Raw genomic sequence first — 14,779 nt, 5'->3', positions numbered from 1 at the left:
CTTGTGGCCCGTCCCAAGGCAGGGATATTGAACCTATGAGTAATTTGATCGAACTGAAAGTGCCCGACATCGGTGGGCACAGCAATGTCGACGTGATCGAGCTGTTTGTGGCACTCGGACAGACGGTCGCTATCGACGATTCCCTGATTACGCTGGAAACCGACAAGGCGACCATGGAAGTTCCGGCCTCCGCCGCCGGCGTGATCCGTGAGCTGCTGGTCAAGGTGGGCGACAAGATCAGCGAGGGCGATGTCATCGCCCGCGTCGAGGCCTCGGCTGCCGTTGCGGCGCCGGCGGCCGCCCCCGCTCCCGCCGTTGCGGCAAGCCCCGCGCCTGCGGCGGCCGCCCCGGCGGCGCCGGCACCGGTGCCCGCCGCCGCCGCTAGTGGCGTGCAGGAGATCCGCGTTCCCGATATCGGCGGCCATAACGGTGTCGACGTGATCGAGGTCACGGTCAAGGCCGGTGACGTCATCGCCATCGACGACTCCCTGATTACGCTGGAAACCGACAAGGCGACCATGGAAGTCCCGGCGACGGTCGCCGGCCGCGTGGTGGACGTCAAGGTCAAGGTGGGCGACAAGGTGAGCCAGGACGATCTGATCGTGCTGGTCGAAGGCGTGGCGGCGGCTGCCGCCGCTCCGGCTGTTGCGGCGCCGGCCGCTGCCGCTCCTGCCCCCGCCCCCGTTCGCGATATTCCGGTACCCACCCTGGCGGCCGCGGCGGCGGCAAGCTCCGCCTTGTTCGCCACCGCCCATGCCGGTCCGTCGGTGCGGCGTCTGGCGCGCGAGCTGGGCGTCGACCTGAGCCGCGTCAAGGGTAGCGGCCGCAAGGGCCGTATCGTGGAAGAAGACGTCAAGGCCTTCGTCAAGGGGGCCTTGAGCGGTGCGGCGGCTCCGGCTTCGGCGGCCCCGGTCAACGGTTCCGGCGTCGGGCTCGACCTGCTGCCGTGGCCCAAGGTCGATTTCGCCAAGTTCGGCGCGGTGGAAAGCCGTCCGCTGTCGCGCATCAAAAAGATTTCCGGCGCCAACCTGCTGCGCAACTGGGTGATGATCCCCCATGTGACGCAGTTCGACGAAGCCGACATCACCGAGATGGAAGCGTTCCGCAAGTCGATGGGCGAAGAGCTGAAGGCCGATGGCGTCAAGCTGACCCCGCTGGCCTTCCTGATCAAGGCCTGCGTGGCCGCGCTCAAGAAGTACCCGGAGTTCAATGCGAGCCTCGATGGCGAAAACCTGATCCTCAAGCAGTACTTCCATATCGGCTTTGCCGCCGATACCCCGAACGGGCTGGTGGTGCCGGTGATCAAGGACGCCGACAAGAAGAGCCTGGTCGAGATCGCTCAGGAAAGCGGAGCGCTGGCCAAGAAGGCGCGCGACGGCAAATTGCTGCCGGCCGACATGCAAGGCGGCTGCTTCAGCATTTCCAGCCTGGGCGGCATCGGCGGTTCGGCGTTCACGCCCATCATCAACGCGCCGGAAGTCGCCATCCTCGGCGTGTCCAAATCGGCGATCAAGCCGATCTGGAACGGCAAGGAGTTCGCTCCGCGCCTGATGCTGCCGTTGTCGCTGTCCTACGATCATCGCGTGATCGACGGCGCCTCCGCCGCCCGTTTCACCGCGTATCTGGCCCAGGTGCTGGCGGATATCCGCCGCCTGATGCTGTAAAGACAGATCCGGCCTCCCGCAGCGCACGCGGGCGGCCGGGCAGGGAAGAGACTTCATGAGCAATCTGATCGAAATGAAAGTGCCTGACATCGGCGGCCACAACAACGTCGACGTCATCGAAGTATTCGTCAAGCCCGGCGATGTCATCGCCGTGGATGACTCCTTGATCACGCTGGAAACCGACAAGGCGACCATGGAAGTGCCGGCGACTGCCGCGGGCACGGTGGTCGACGTCAAAGTCGCCGTCGGCGGCAAGGTCAGCGAAGGCGATCTGCTGGTGATCGTCGAAGCGGCTGCCGTTGCCGGCGCCGCAGCGGCACCGGCCGCCCCCGCAGCAGCACCGGCCGCCCCGCAGCAAGCGCCCGTCGCCGGTTCCCACAGCGGCCAGGCCGATATCGAATGCGAGATGCTGGTGCTCGGCGGCGGACCTGGCGGCTATTCGGCCGCTTTCCGCTCTGCCGACCTGGGTTTGAAAACCGTCGTCGTCGAACGGTATTCGACGCTGGGCGGTGTGTGCCTGAACGTCGGCTGCATTCCGTCCAAGGCGTTGTTGCATAACGCGGCGGTGATCGACGAAGTCAAGCATCTGGCCGCCAACGGCATCCGTTACGGCGAACCGGAAATCGACATCGATGCGCTGCGCGGCTACAAGGAAAAAGTGATCGGCAAGCTGACCACCGGCCTGGCCGGGATGGCGAAGGCGCGCAAGGTCGAATTCGTGCGCGGTATCGGCCGCTTCATCGACCCCAATCACATGGAAGTCGAGTTGACCGAAGGCAGCGGCACGCAGAAGACCGGCGCCAAAAAGGTCATCCGCTTCCAGCAGGCCATCATCGCCGCCGGTTCGCGCGTGGTGAAGCTGCCTTTCATTCCGGAAGATCCGCGCATCATCGATTCGACCGGCGCGCTCGAGTTGAAGGCCGTGCCGCAGAAGATGCTGATCGTCGGCGGCGGCATCATCGGTCTGGAAATGGGAACCGTCTATTCCACGCTCGGCGCCCGCCTGGACGTGGTCGAGATGCAAAACGGGCTGATGCAGGGCGCCGATCGCGACCTGGTCAAGGTGTGGGAAAAAATGAATGCCCACCGTTTCGACAACATCATGCTCGAAACCAAGACCGTAGCGGTCGAGGCACGCGAGGACGGGATCTGGGTCACCTTCGAGGGCAAGAAGGCCCCGGCCGAGCCGCAGCGCTATGATCTGGTGCTCGTTGCCGCCGGTCGCGCACCGAACGGCAAGCTGATAGGCGCCGAAAACGCCGGCGTGATCGTCAGCGATCGCGGGTTTATTCCGGTCGACGACCAGATGCGGACCAATGTGCCGCACATCTTCGCCATCGGCGATCTGGTCGGGCAGCCGATGCTCGCGCACAAGGCCGTGCACGAAGCCCACGTCGCCGCCGAAGTGGCCGCCGGGCACAAGGCCTTCTTCGACGCCCGCGTGATTCCGGGCGTGGCGTACACCGATCCCGAAGTGGCCTGGGTCGGCGTGACCGAGGAAGAAGCCGCCAAGCAGGACATCAAGTACGAGAAGTCGGTGTTCCCGTGGGCGGCATCGGGCCGTGCGATCGCCAATGGCCGCGAAGAAGGTTTCACCAAGCTGATATTCGATGCTTCCACGCATCGCATCATCGGCGGCGGCATCGTCGGCACGCACGCCGGCGACATGATAGGCGAGATCTGCCTGGCCATCGAGATGGGTTGCGACTACGAAGATATCGGCAAGACCATCCACCCGCATCCGACGCTGGGCGAGTCGATCGGGATGTCGGCGGAAGTCTTCGGCGGGGTCTGCACCGACCTGCCGCCGCAACGCAAGCGCTGAGGCAATGCATCGCCGCCGCCCGCCGGGATGCGTTTCCGGCGGGCGGCGTTTTTCATTTGCGCGCCCGCGCCACAAACTGTCCGCTGTCGACCCTCCTTGTTTTATGATGGTAGCCTCTGCTGACTGGCGGCACGGTCTCATGCAATTGTTGCGCTCTTTTCTCTTTTTCACCTTGTTCGCATGGACGCTCACGGCGCGGGCCGGCCTCGACTACCGGGTCGATATCGATGCGGCGCAAGCGTTCCAGGCGCTGCTGAACGAGAATCTGAGCCTGGTCATCGACCGCGGCGACCCCGATCTTGACGAGCCGCAGCTGGCCGCGCTGCTGCGGGAGGCACCTGCCCAGGCGCAGGCGCTGATGGAGACCGCCGGTTATTTCTCTTCGCGGGCCACACTGTCCGTCGTCGATGCCGCCTCCCGGCATTACCGTCTGCACATCGAGCCCGGCGATCCGGTCAGGGTCGAGCGCATCGACATTGTCGTCAACGGCCCGCTTGCCCTTGCGCCCGAGTTCGCGCAGCGGCGGCAGGAGATCGTGGATGCCTGGCCATTGGCCCTGGGGCAGCCCTACCGGCAGGCCGACTGGGACAACGGCAAGAGGCAGAGCCTGCGCCTGTTGCAGCGCGACGGCTATCCTCTGGCGACGCTGACCGCCAGCCGCGCCGACATCGATCCGCAAACGCAGCGCGCGAACCTGAGCGTCGAGCTCGACAGCGGCCCCGAGGTCGCGTTCGGCGATCTGGAAATCCACGGCTTGAGCCGTTACCCGCCGGCCGTGGTCAGCGGCATGGCCGACTTCCATCCGGGCGAGCGTTACCGCTTGCAAAAATTACTCGATTACCAGACTGCGCTTGAGCAATCCGCCTATTTTTCCTCGGCCAGGGTCCAGGCCGACGTGGAGCGCCGGGTGAACGGCCGGGTGCCGGTCGTGGTCGATCTGACCGAATACCCGCACCAGAAGCTGGAGTTCGGGATTACCTACGACACGGAAGAAGGCGTGGGAACCCGGATAGGCTATGACAATTACACTCTGTTCGGCCAAGGGTATACCAGTTCCGTGCTATGGGACTGGAAGCACAACTCTGAAACCCTGACGCTGGGTCTTGGCTTGCCGCGAACCGGGGACGGTTATTCCCATGCGTTGAGCACGGCCCTGAGTCGTTCCGACATCCAGGGGCTGTGGACCGAATCGTTGACGGTAGGTGCCTGGCGCATTCGCACTCGTGGCGATATCGAGGCACGTTATGGTGTGGAATACGTCTCCGAGCAGCAGCGCCCTGCAGGCGGCGAGCTGGCGGTCACGCATGCGCTGTTGCCGACCGTGGGCTGGACGCAGCGCAAGGTCGACGACCCCTTGCGGCCGCGTTCCGGCACCTTGCTGGATGCAAGCGTGGCGGTGACCGCCGGCGGCGCCATTTCGTCGACCAGTTTTACTCGCGCCTACGGTCGCGCTGCCGTGTACTGGACGCCGTTTACGCGCTGGGGGACCTGGGTCGGGCGGCTGGAGTTGGGGCAGGTGTGGGCGGTCGACAGCAGCCGCGTGCCGCAAGCCGAGTTGTTCCGTACCGGCGGGAGCGGCAGCGTTCGCGGCTACGATTATCAGGGGCTGGGCGTATCCAATAGTTCCGGCACCGTGCTGGGCGGCACCGTGCTGGCCGTGTTCAGTGTGGAATATCAATATCCGATTCGTCCAGACTGGGCGTTGGCGGTTTTCCATGACGCAGGCAATGCCACCGCCAGCTGGAACACTTTCGCGTTGCAGCGTTCCAATGGTGTCGGCCTGCGCTGGATGAGTCCGGTGGCGCCCCTGGCTTTCGACGTGGCCAAAGGCGAGGGCGGCGGCCGGCGTATCGTCTGGCACATGAGCCTGGGACTGGCTTTCTGAGTACCCCCATCATGACTTCTCCTCCCGCCTCCGCCCCCGGGCAGGCCCCCGCGCCGCCGCCGCACCGCCGTTCCTGGCGCGCAGGGTGCGCTGTCGTCCTGGCCGCGCTTGCGCTCGCCGCCGCCGCAGGCTTCGGCCTGAGCGCGACACAGACGGGCTTTGCCTGGACGCTCGGGCATCTGGCGTCGGCCAGCGGAGGCCGGCTGCGGCTGGCATCGGTGCAGGGAACCTTGTGGCGCGGTTTTGAGTTGGGCGGTGTGCGCCTGAAAACCGCGGCCTTCGACGCCGATATCGATAGTCTGGCCGTCGCCTGGCAACCCGCGCAGCTGTGGCGCGGCCGCTTGGTGCTGGACCGGCTGGCGCTCGGCGCGGTCATGCTCACGCCGCATGCCCGGCCGGGGCCCGCGGTGCTGCCCGGCGATCTGTCGCTGCCGTTGCCGGTCGAGGTGAAGCGGCTCGACATCGGGTCGCTGACGGTGTTGCCGGCGGATTTGCGCGCCTATGCCCTCGCCGCGCGCTATCGCTATGACGGACGGGCCCACTCTTTCACCCTCGACCGGATAACGCTGCCCAGCGGGCAGGCAAGCGCCCGCCTGCGCGTTGCCGACATGCGGCCGTTTGCCGTCAGCGGTACGCTGGCGGCAAACGGTACGCTGGACGACGTGCCGGTCGCCGGCCGGCTGGATCTGTCCGGCTCGCTGCAGAACATGCGACTCGGCGGCAGCGCGCGCGGCAGTACGATGAACGGCGAGGTGCGCGCGACGCTGCTGCCTTTTGCCGCGGCTACGGCTTCCCGTTTTCAGCGCGTCGATCTCAAGCTTTCCGGCCTGGATCCGCAGGCGCTGTTGCCGCATGCCCCGCGCGCGCGCATCGACCTGGCGCTGTATGCCCTGCCGACGTCGGGCGGGCGTATCCGGGGCGCAATGACTCTCGTCAATCACGCCCCCGGCGACCTGGCTGCCGGGCGTTTGCCGCTGCGCTTGCTGGCCGGCGCCTTTTCCGGGGCCGGCCAGCGCTGGCGGCTGGAAGAGTGGCAGGCGCAGCTGATGCGGGGCCGTATCGCGGCGGCGGGCGAACTCTCTACGACCCGGCTGGACCTGAGCGCCACGCTGTCCGATATCGCGCTGCGCAGCGTGCACGCGGACGCGCCGGACGACATCGTTGCGGGCACGTTGCGGCTGGGCGGCGAGTGGTCGGCGCCGCGGGTGCAGGCCCGGCTCGACGGCAAGTGGCTGTCCGCCCAGACCGATTTCAGTGTGCTCGAGTCGAACCGTCTCGATATTCGCCGTCTGCGGCTGGGGACAGCGCGTGGCGCAGTCGATGTAGAGGGCACGCTGCAACTGGATGGAAATCGCGACTTCCGTCTGGCGGGCCGCCTCGATCACGCGAATCCGGCCAGGTTGCACGCCGGCTTGCCGGCGGGGGATATCAATGCGCGCATCGCGTTGCAGGGGCGCTTGAGTGCGCCGCAGTCTATCGACGCCCGGCTCGATATCGATCGCAGTCGTTTGTCAGGCGCCCCCCTGCTTGGCCGCGTGGCACTGACGCTGGCGCCACGCCGGCTGGTGCGCCTGGAGGCCGATGTGCGGCTGGCGGCCAATCATCTGCTCGCGCGGGGCGCCTTCGGCGCGCCGGGGGATCGCATGCGGCTGGATCTGACCGCGCCCTCGCTTGCGCAGTTCGGCCCCGGTTTCGACGGCAGCCTCACTGCCGGCGTCGTTGCGAGCGGTACGCTGGCGGCGCCGGTGCTGGCCGGTCAGATCAGCGCGCGCCGCTTGCGCCTGCCCGGCGGAATCGGCGCGCAGGTGCTGGACGCGAGCGGGGAGCTGCAGGCGACGCAGAAGGGCCTGTTCCGGGTCGAGGCTGTCGGCAAAGGCTTGCAAGGGGGCGGGGTGGCCGTCGAGCGCATGACCATGACTGGCAGCGGCAGCCGTGCCGATCACCGGCTGGAGCTGACGGCGCGCGGCAGCGTCGGGGCGGAGGCTTTCTCGGTGGCGCTGGGGGCCAGCGGCGGGCTGGCCGCCGACGGTACGGGCTGGCGAGGGCGCTTGCAGCGGTTCGCGCTGGGCGGCAGCCGCTCGCTGAGCCTGCTGGCGCCGGTGGATCTCGCGCTTGGCCCTCAGCGCATGGCCCTGCTGTCGCCGGCGCGGCTGGCGACGCCGGGGGGGGCCGTCCTTGTGTCGCGGCTGGAACGGCGAGCGGATGGAACGCTCAGCAGCGCGGGACAGTTTGCCGCGCTGCATCTGGCTGCGCTGCACTTGCCCGTGCCCGTGCGTCAGGATCTGGTCGTCTCCGGGCAGTGGGACGTGCGCTATGACTCGATGTGGGAAGGAGAAGTGAAGCTGCTGCGACTGGCGGGCGATATCGAGTGGCCGCAGCGTGCCCTGGGACTGGAGGCGCTCGAGCTGCGCCTGAATGCCGCGCGCGGCATGCTGCGCTTCAGCCTTGCCGGCCGCGCGCGCCTGGGGCGGGTGGAGGGAACGGGGACGCTGGGCTTCCACGGCTGGCTGCCCGACGCCCGTTCGCCGCTGACGGCCAGCCTGCGACTGGATTTGCCCGACCTGTCCGGTCTCGAGGAGGCGGCGGGGCCCGAGTTCGAACTCGGCGGCCGGATGGGGGGCAGCCTCGAACTGAGCGGGCCGTTGGGAATGCCGCGCATCGGTGGCCGGATCAGCGGCAGCGATCTGATCCTGGCCGACCACAAGACCGGCATCCGGCTCTCGGGCGGCGATTTGCAGGCCCGGCTCGATGGGCGGCGTCTGCTGCTCGACCGTTTGCACTTCAGCAGCGCGGGCGGCGACGTCCTCGCCCGCGGCGAACTGGGTTTGCAGGATGACGGGCCGAATGCGCGGGTCACTGTCGGCTTGCGCCACTTCAGCGTTTTCGATCGCCCGGGCCGCCGGCTCATCGTCAGCGGAGAGGGCGAACTGACACTGGTGCGGCATGTCTTCAAGCTGCGGGGCCGCTTGCGTGCCGATCAGGGCAAGATCGAGCTGCCCAGGCTGGGGACGCCGGCCCTGTCGGGCGATGTCTATGTCAAGGGGCGGGCGCCGACGCCGCCCTCCGCGCTCGAGAACCTGCCGTTCAGCGCCGACTTGACGCTCGACCTGGGCGACCACTTCCATTTCGGCGGCCAGGGACTGGACACGCAGTTGACCGGGCAGGTGACCCTGAGCGCGAACCCCGGCCAGGCCCCGGCGGCGCACGGGCAGGTGAGGGTGCTCAGCGGCCGTTACAAGGCTTACGGGCAGGACCTCGACATCGAATACGGCGCGGTGACGTTCACCGGGCCGCTCGATAATCCGCACCTCAATGTGCGGGCGCGTCGCCGCCTGTCGTCGGTCGGCGCAGGAGTCGAAGTCTCAGGTACGGTACAGGCGCCGCAGATACGCTTGATCTCGACCGAAGCGCTCAGCGACCGCGACAAGCTGGCGTGGCTGGTGTTGGGGCGGGCGGCCAGCAGCAATACCCGCGACGACAGCGCGATGGCGTCGGCGGGCGCCTTGCTCGCCGGTTCGCTGAACAACCAGGTCGGCGTGTTTGACGATGTGGGGATGACGAGCCGTAGCGAGAGAATCCAGCGCGATGGGCGGATCAGTCCGGCCGAGCAGATGGTGACCGTCGGCCGGCAATTGTCGCAAGAGTTTTATCTCGGCTACGAATATGGCATCAGCAGCGCTCAGCAGGCGGTCAAACTCATCATCCAGCTCGGAAAAAACTGGTCGCTGGTGTTGCGAGCCGGTGTCGATGCCTCGGCTGAATCGCGTTATACCCTGCGGTTTGACTGATAAATGCATGCCGGTGCCAACTGCAAACGAAAATAAGCATTATGCATAGCCAGGATGCGCTAAAATCGCAGCGGGAAGTCAACCAGGCAGTCGCCGCGTCACGTGTGACGGGGAGGAAAGTCCGGGCTCCATAGAGCAGGATGCCGGCTAACGGCCGGACGCCGCGAGGCGATGGAAAGTGGAACAGAGAGCTGAACCGCCGATGGCCTCTCGCAAGAGGGGATCAGGTAAGGGTGAAAAGGTGTGGTAAGAGCACACCGCGGACGTGGTAACACGGACGGCAGGTCAAACCCCATCCGGAGCAAGACCAAATAGGGGTGCGCTAACGTGGCTCGCGTTGCACCCGGGTAGGTTGCTTGAGCCTGTCGGCAACGGCAGGCCTAGATGAATGACTGTCCAAGACAGAACCCGGCTTAACGGTTGACTTCCCCCCCCCCACTCCCCGATTAGATCCCGCTATCGTCGTTGCTTAAAAAATAAGCAAAATGTTTTTTACGGCGCAGCCAAAAAGCATTACAATGGCCGCCCCCTGCACCTAATACCTTGTTAAACATGCGAATCGGGCCGTATCAACTGAAGAACCGTCTTATCGTCGCGCCCATGGCCGGCGTGACGGATCGTCCGTTCCGCATTTTATGCAAGCGCATGGGGGCCGGGATGGCGGTCTCGGAGATGATCACCTCCAACCAGGCCTTGTGGCAGACCGCCAAGACGCTGCGGCGGGCCGACCACAGCGGCGAGGTCGAGCCGATTGCCGTGCAGATCGCGGGGGCCGACCCGGCGCAGATGGCCGAGGCGGCACGCGTGGCCGTGGCCCAGGGGGCCCAGATCGTCGATATCAATATGGGCTGCCCGGCCAAGAAAGTGTGCAATGTGGCTGCGGGCTCGGCTTTGTTGCGCGACGAAGTCCTGATCGGGCGTATTCTTGATGCCGTGGTGCGCGCGGTCGATGTGCCGGTCACGCTCAAGACGCGCACCGGCTGGAGTCCCGAAGCGCGCAATGCGGTGTCGGTGGCGCGTCTGGCCGAGTCGTGCGGCATCGCCGCGCTGGCCATGCACGGGCGCACCCGCGCCGACATGTATCTGGGCGCCGCCGAGTACGACACCTTGCGCGCGGTGCGCGAGTGCATCGCGATCCCCCTGATCGCCAACGGGGATATCGATTCGCCGCGCAAGGCGCGCTTCGTGCTTGAGCATACCGGCGCCGATGCGGTCATGATCGGGCGCGCCGCGCAGGGCCGGCCGTGGATTTTTCGCGAGATCCAGCACTTTCTGGATACCGGCCGCGAGCTCCCTGCGCCGCGGGTGGACGAAATACGCGCCATCCTGCTCGACCATCTGGACGAGCTGTACCGGTTTTACGGCGAGTATTCGGGCTGCCGCATCGCGCGCAAGCACATCGCCTGGTATACCCGCGGCTTGCGCGGCGGCAACGCCTTTCGCCAGACGATGTATTCGCTTGAATCCACCGCCGGACAGCGCGCTGCCGTGGCGCAGTATTTCAGTGAGCTGGCCGAGGTGTCCGAGCGGCTGCAATACATCGAGAACGACTCCGCCGCCGAGGCAGGGGTCGCGGTTCGTCATTGATGGTGATGGATACAATAATGCAAAGCAACGATCACATCTCCCAGTCGGTGCGGCTGGCCATGGAGCAATACTTCCGCGACCTGGATGGCGAAGCGCCGTCGGCGATCTACGATATGGTGCTCGCCTGTGTGGAAAAACCATTGATAGAAGTTGTCCTGCTGCATACCCAGGGCAACCAGACGCGAGCGGCGGAGTTGCTGGGACTGAACCGGAACACGCTGCGCAAGAAAATGAAATCGTACGATTTGATATGAAGATAAACAGGCCACCCAGACAGGATGGCCTGTTTTTTTTTGCGACGGAGCCCGCCTGGCCGGACTCCGAAACAGTAAGGAGCAGGAAGCGAAATGACCAAGATCGAACGAGCACTGATTAGCGTGTCCGATAAAACGGGCGTCCTCGAATTTGCCCGCGCCTTGACGGGGATGGGCGTCGAAATCCTGTCGACCGGCGGCACGGCCAAATTGCTGGCCGAGGCCGGTGTGGCCGTGACCGAGGTATCGGATTACACCGGTTTCCCCGAAATGCTGGACGGCCGGGTCAAGACCCTGCATCCGAAGGTGCATGGCGGCATTCTCGGCCGTCGCGATTTGCCCGAGCATGTCGCGAAGATGGCCGAACATGGCATCGGCAATATCGATCTGGTGTGCGTGAACCTCTATCCGTTCGAGGCGACCATAGCCAGCACCGATTGCCCGCTCGAAGACGCGATCGAGAATATCGATATCGGCGGTCCGACCATGGTGCGTTCCGCCGCCAAGAACTGGGCGCATGTGGCCATCGTGACCGACAGCGCCGACTATGCGGCGGTGAGCGCCGAAATGGCCGCCAACCACGGCCGCCTGGCGCGCGCCACGCGCTTCGAACTGGCCCGCAAGGCGTTTACCCACACGGCCGCCTACGACGGTGCGATTTCCAACTATCTGACGTCGCTGGCTCCCGGCATCACGCATGGCGTGCCCGAACGCACCCTGTTCCCGGAGCGCCTGAATGCCCAGTTCGTCAAAGTGCAGGATATGCGTTATGGCGAAAACCCGCATCAGGCGGCGGCGTTCTATCGCGATCTTGACCCGGCTCGGGGCAGCATCGCGCATTACAGGCAGTTGCAGGGCAAGGAGCTGTCATACAATAATATCGGCGACGCCGATGCGGCCTGGGAGGCGGTCAAAACCTTCGATCAGCCGGCCTGCGTGATCGTCAAGCACGCGAATCCCTGCGGCGTCGCGGTGGCGGCCGACCCTCTGAGCGCCTATCGTCTGGCCCTGGCCACCGACAGCACCTCGGCTTTCGGCGGCATCATCGCGTTCAACCGCGAAGTCGACGCCAGCACGATCGAGGCCGTGACCGGGCAGTTCCTCGAAGTGCTGATCGCTCCCGCCTTCAGCGCCGAAGCGCGCGCGCTGATCGCCGCCAAGAAAAACGTCCGCGTACTCGAAGTCCCGCTCGAGGCCGGTTCCAACCGCTTCGAGATCAAGCGCGTCGGTGGCGGCGTGCTGGTGCAGACCCCCGATATCCGCAATGTGCTGCTCGATGAACTCAGGGTGGTGACTCGCCGTGCACCGTCCGCGCAGGAAATGCAGGATCTGCTGTTCGCCTGGCGCGTTGCGAAGTATGTCAAATCGAATGCCATCGTCTTTGCGCGTGGCGGGCAGACCGCCGGGATCGGCGCCGGGCAGATGAGCCGTGTCGACTCGACCCGTATCGCGGCGCGCAAGGCACAGGATGCCGGGCTGGCCCTGGAGGGGGCGGTCGCGGCCTCGGATGCCTTTTTCCCGTTCCGCGACGGTGTCGACGTGATCGCCGAGCAGGGCATCCGCGCCATCATCCAGCCGGGCGGTTCGATGCGCGACGAAGAAGTGATCGCCGCTGCCGACGAGCATGGCATCGCCATGGTCGTGACCGGCTGCCGTCACTTCCGCCACTGATCGAGGTCGTGCGCGCGGCGACGCGCGCAGACCGGCGGGCTGGCGCCCGGACACGCTTAGCGTTACATTTCGGCAATGCCGCGCCGCGGATGGCGGTGTGGCGCAACCTTATTCTTCAAGGAAGAACCATGAAAGTGATGGTCATCGGTAACGGCGGCCGCGAGCACGCACTGGCCTGGCGCATCGCCAAATCGCGGCGCGTCTCCAAAGTGTTCGTGGCGCCGGGGAATGCCGGCACCGCACTGGATCCCGATCTGACCAATGTCGCCATCAGCGATATCCAGGAGCTGATCGCGTTCGTCAAACAGGAAAAAATCGAGTTGACCGTGGTCGGCCCGGAAGCGCCGCTGGCAGCCGGCGTGGTCGATGCGTTTCGCGGGGCCGGCCTGAAGATTTTCGGTCCGACGCGCTACGCGGCGCAGCTGGAAAGTTCCAAGGATTTCGCCAAGGCCTTCATGCTGCGGCACAAAATCCCGACGGCGGCCTATCGCACGTTTACCGATGCCGCCGAGGCGTTGGCCTATGTCGACAGTCATGGCGCGCCGCTGGTGATCAAGGCCGACGGCCTGGCCGCCGGCAAGGGCGTGGTGGTCGCGATGACGCTGGAAGAGGCGCGCGCGGCGGTGGAGTCCATGCTGGTCGACAACCGCATGGGCGATGCCGGAGCCCGGGTTGTGATCGAGGACTATCTGCAGGGCGAAGAGGCGAGCTTTATCGTGATGGTCGACGGCGAACATGTGCTGGCGATGGCGACCAGCCAGGATCACAAGCGCCTGCTCGATAACGATCAGGGCCCGAACACCGGCGGCATGGGCGCTTACAGCCCGGCGCCGGTGGTGACGCCGCAGGTGCATGCGCGCGTGATGCGTGAAATCATCATGCCGACGGTGCGCGGCATGAAGTCCGACGGGCATCCCTACACCGGTTTTCTGTATGCCGGCCTGATGATAGACGAGCAGGGCAATCCGCGTACCATCGAGTTCAACTGCCGTTTCGGCGACCCCGAGACCCAACCGATCATGGCGCGTCTGAAGTCCGACTTCACCGTGCTGCTCGAACACGGCGTCAACGGAACGCTGGATCGCGTCGAAGCGGAGTGGGACCGGCGCGTGGCGCTCGGCGTGGTGCTGGCCGCATCGGGCTATCCGGACACGCCAGCGAAGGGCGATCTGATCAGCGGCGTGCCGAAGGAGGACGAGGACGGCATGGTGTTCCATGCCGCGACCGCGTTCGACGCGGAGGGTCAGCTGGTGACCAGCGGCGGGCGCGTGCTGTGCGCGGTCGGCATGGGCGACAGCGTGCGCATGGCGCAATCGCGCGCCTATGCGCTGGCCGACCAGATCCATTTCGAAGGTGCGCAAATGCGGCGCGATATCGGTGCGCGCGGGGTGGCCCGCCGCCACGGTTGAAGATCGGCGCGACAATGCGGGGTGCGGCCAGGCTGCGCCTCGCGTTACAATGCCGGTTCACGTATTCCAGATCCGGTCATCGATGCGGCATAGCGATTCTCATCAGGCATTTCCGCGCCGCCCCTCGGCGCGGTTGCTGCACGGCGCGCGCGCGCGGCTCAAGCACGGCGGCGTCCTTGCCTATTCCACCGAGTCGTGTTTCGGACTTGGCTGCGACCCTCTCGACGTTCGTGCGCTGCGGCGCATCATCATGCTCAAGGGCCGCCCGAACCACAAGGGTCTGATCGTGGTCGCCGCCGACATCGATCAGCTGCGCCATTTGATCAAACCGCTGTCGGACGAACAGCGTGCGGAACTTGCACGCTACTGGCCCGGTCATTATACCTTTCTCCTGCCCGCTTCGCGCCGGGTCCCGGCCTTGCTGCGCGGGCGGCACGATCGCCTCGCCGTGCGCGTCACCGCGCATGGCGAAGCGGCGGCCTTGTGCCGGGCGCTCGGGCGACCGCTGGTGTCGACCTCGGCCAATCGCGCCGGGCAGGTTTCGTTGAAGACGGCGCGCGCTTGCCGGCGCGATTTCGGCGCGCGGGTGCTGACGCTGCCGGGGCGAATCGGCGGTCGCTCCAGGCCGTCGACCATTATCGATTTCGCCAGCGGCCGCGTCCTGCGCTGATGTGCGGCGGGCATCGTTATTTTAAG

The 14,779-nt window shown here is 66.0% G+C and carries 9 protein-coding genes and 1 other RNA gene; all 10 read left to right on the top strand.

All coding sequences use genetic code 11. The features are described 5' to 3' along the window. The first annotated feature begins 35 nt into the window (after nucleotides 1–35). The 10 genes from aceF (at nucleotide 36) to tsaC (ending at nucleotide 14,753) form a co-directional block, all read left to right on the top strand. The gene (gene aceF / locus G520_RS0111485) at nucleotides 36–1,664 is read left to right on the top strand and encodes a dihydrolipoyllysine-residue acetyltransferase (RefSeq protein ID WP_028535790.1); all 1,629 of its coding nucleotides are present in this window, start codon (nucleotides 36–38) and stop codon (nucleotides 1,662–1,664) included. A 55-nt stretch (nucleotides 1,665–1,719) separates the two neighbouring features. Beyond that, the gene (lpdA, locus tag G520_RS0111480; protein WP_028535789.1) at nucleotides 1,720–3,489 is read left to right on the top strand and encodes a dihydrolipoyl dehydrogenase; all 1,770 of its coding nucleotides are present in this window, start codon (nucleotides 1,720–1,722) and stop codon (nucleotides 3,487–3,489) included. 139 nt (nucleotides 3,490–3,628) lie between these two features. Further along, nucleotides 3,629–5,374, top strand: a complete 1,746-nt coding sequence (locus G520_RS0111475) for an autotransporter assembly complex protein TamA (RefSeq protein ID WP_051229342.1) — start codon at nucleotides 3,629–3,631, stop codon at nucleotides 5,372–5,374. Nucleotides 5,375–5,385: 11 nt separating this feature from the next. Continuing rightward, nucleotides 5,386–9,162, top strand: coding sequence for a translocation/assembly module TamB domain-containing protein (locus G520_RS0111470; protein ID WP_028535787.1), 3,777 nt, complete (start codon nucleotides 5,386–5,388; stop codon nucleotides 9,160–9,162). A gap of 74 nt (nucleotides 9,163–9,236) precedes the next feature. Next, nucleotides 9,237–9,594, top strand: an RNA gene (gene rnpB / locus G520_RS23995) — RNase P RNA component class A. Nucleotides 9,595–9,714: 120 nt separating this feature from the next. Further along, a complete protein-coding gene (dusB, locus tag G520_RS0111465; protein WP_028535786.1) occupies nucleotides 9,715–10,749 on the top strand; it encodes a tRNA dihydrouridine synthase DusB in 1,035 nt (344 codons plus the stop codon). 17 nt (nucleotides 10,750–10,766) lie between these two features. After that, nucleotides 10,767–11,003, top strand: a complete 237-nt coding sequence (locus G520_RS0111460; protein WP_028535785.1) for a helix-turn-helix domain-containing protein — start codon at nucleotides 10,767–10,769, stop codon at nucleotides 11,001–11,003. A gap of 93 nt (nucleotides 11,004–11,096) precedes the next feature. After that, nucleotides 11,097–12,674: a bifunctional phosphoribosylaminoimidazolecarboxamide formyltransferase/IMP cyclohydrolase gene (gene purH / locus G520_RS0111455; RefSeq protein ID WP_028535784.1), complete on the top strand. Its 1,578-nt coding sequence runs from the start codon at nucleotides 11,097–11,099 to the stop codon at nucleotides 12,672–12,674. A gap of 128 nt (nucleotides 12,675–12,802) precedes the next feature. Further along, nucleotides 12,803–14,083, top strand: a complete 1,281-nt coding sequence (gene purD, locus G520_RS0111450) for a phosphoribosylamine--glycine ligase (protein ID WP_028535783.1) — start codon at nucleotides 12,803–12,805, stop codon at nucleotides 14,081–14,083. 49 nt (nucleotides 14,084–14,132) lie between these two features. Continuing rightward, entirely contained in the window at nucleotides 14,133–14,753 is a 621-nt protein-coding gene (gene tsaC, locus G520_RS0111445) for an L-threonylcarbamoyladenylate synthase type 1 TsaC (RefSeq protein WP_425516756.1), read from the top strand. The last annotated feature ends 26 nt before the right edge of the window (nucleotides 14,754–14,779 follow it).

Origin of the sequence: Paludibacterium yongneupense DSM 18731, from assembly GCF_000422925.1 — a bacterium.
In the GTDB taxonomy this organism is placed as follows: domain Bacteria; phylum Pseudomonadota; class Gammaproteobacteria; order Burkholderiales; family Chromobacteriaceae; genus Paludibacterium; species Paludibacterium yongneupense.
This window is presented reverse-complemented; position numbering and strand designations above follow the sequence as displayed.

Excerpts from the sequence above, each read along its gene's own strand:
- dusB (WP_028535786.1), top strand. The coding sequence starts at position 9,715 with ATGCGAATCGGGCCGTATCAACTGAAGAACCGTCTTATCGTCGCGCCC.
- aceF (WP_028535790.1), top strand. The coding sequence starts at position 36 with ATGAGTAATTTGATCGAACTGAAAGTGCCCGACATCGGTGGGCACAGC.
- G520_RS0111470 (WP_028535787.1), top strand. The coding sequence starts at position 5,386 with ATGACTTCTCCTCCCGCCTCCGCCCCCGGGCAGGCCCCCGCGCCGCCG.
- G520_RS0111460 (WP_028535785.1), top strand. The coding sequence starts at position 10,767 with ATGCAAAGCAACGATCACATCTCCCAGTCGGTGCGGCTGGCCATGGAG.
- purH (WP_028535784.1), top strand. The coding sequence starts at position 11,097 with ATGACCAAGATCGAACGAGCACTGATTAGCGTGTCCGATAAAACGGGC.
- tsaC (WP_425516756.1), top strand. The coding sequence starts at position 14,133 with ATGCCGGTTCACGTATTCCAGATCCGGTCATCGATGCGGCATAGCGAT.
- purD (WP_028535783.1), top strand. The coding sequence starts at position 12,803 with ATGAAAGTGATGGTCATCGGTAACGGCGGCCGCGAGCACGCACTGGCC.
- lpdA (WP_028535789.1), top strand. The coding sequence starts at position 1,720 with ATGAGCAATCTGATCGAAATGAAAGTGCCTGACATCGGCGGCCACAAC.
- G520_RS0111475 (WP_051229342.1), top strand. The coding sequence starts at position 3,629 with ATGCAATTGTTGCGCTCTTTTCTCTTTTTCACCTTGTTCGCATGGACG.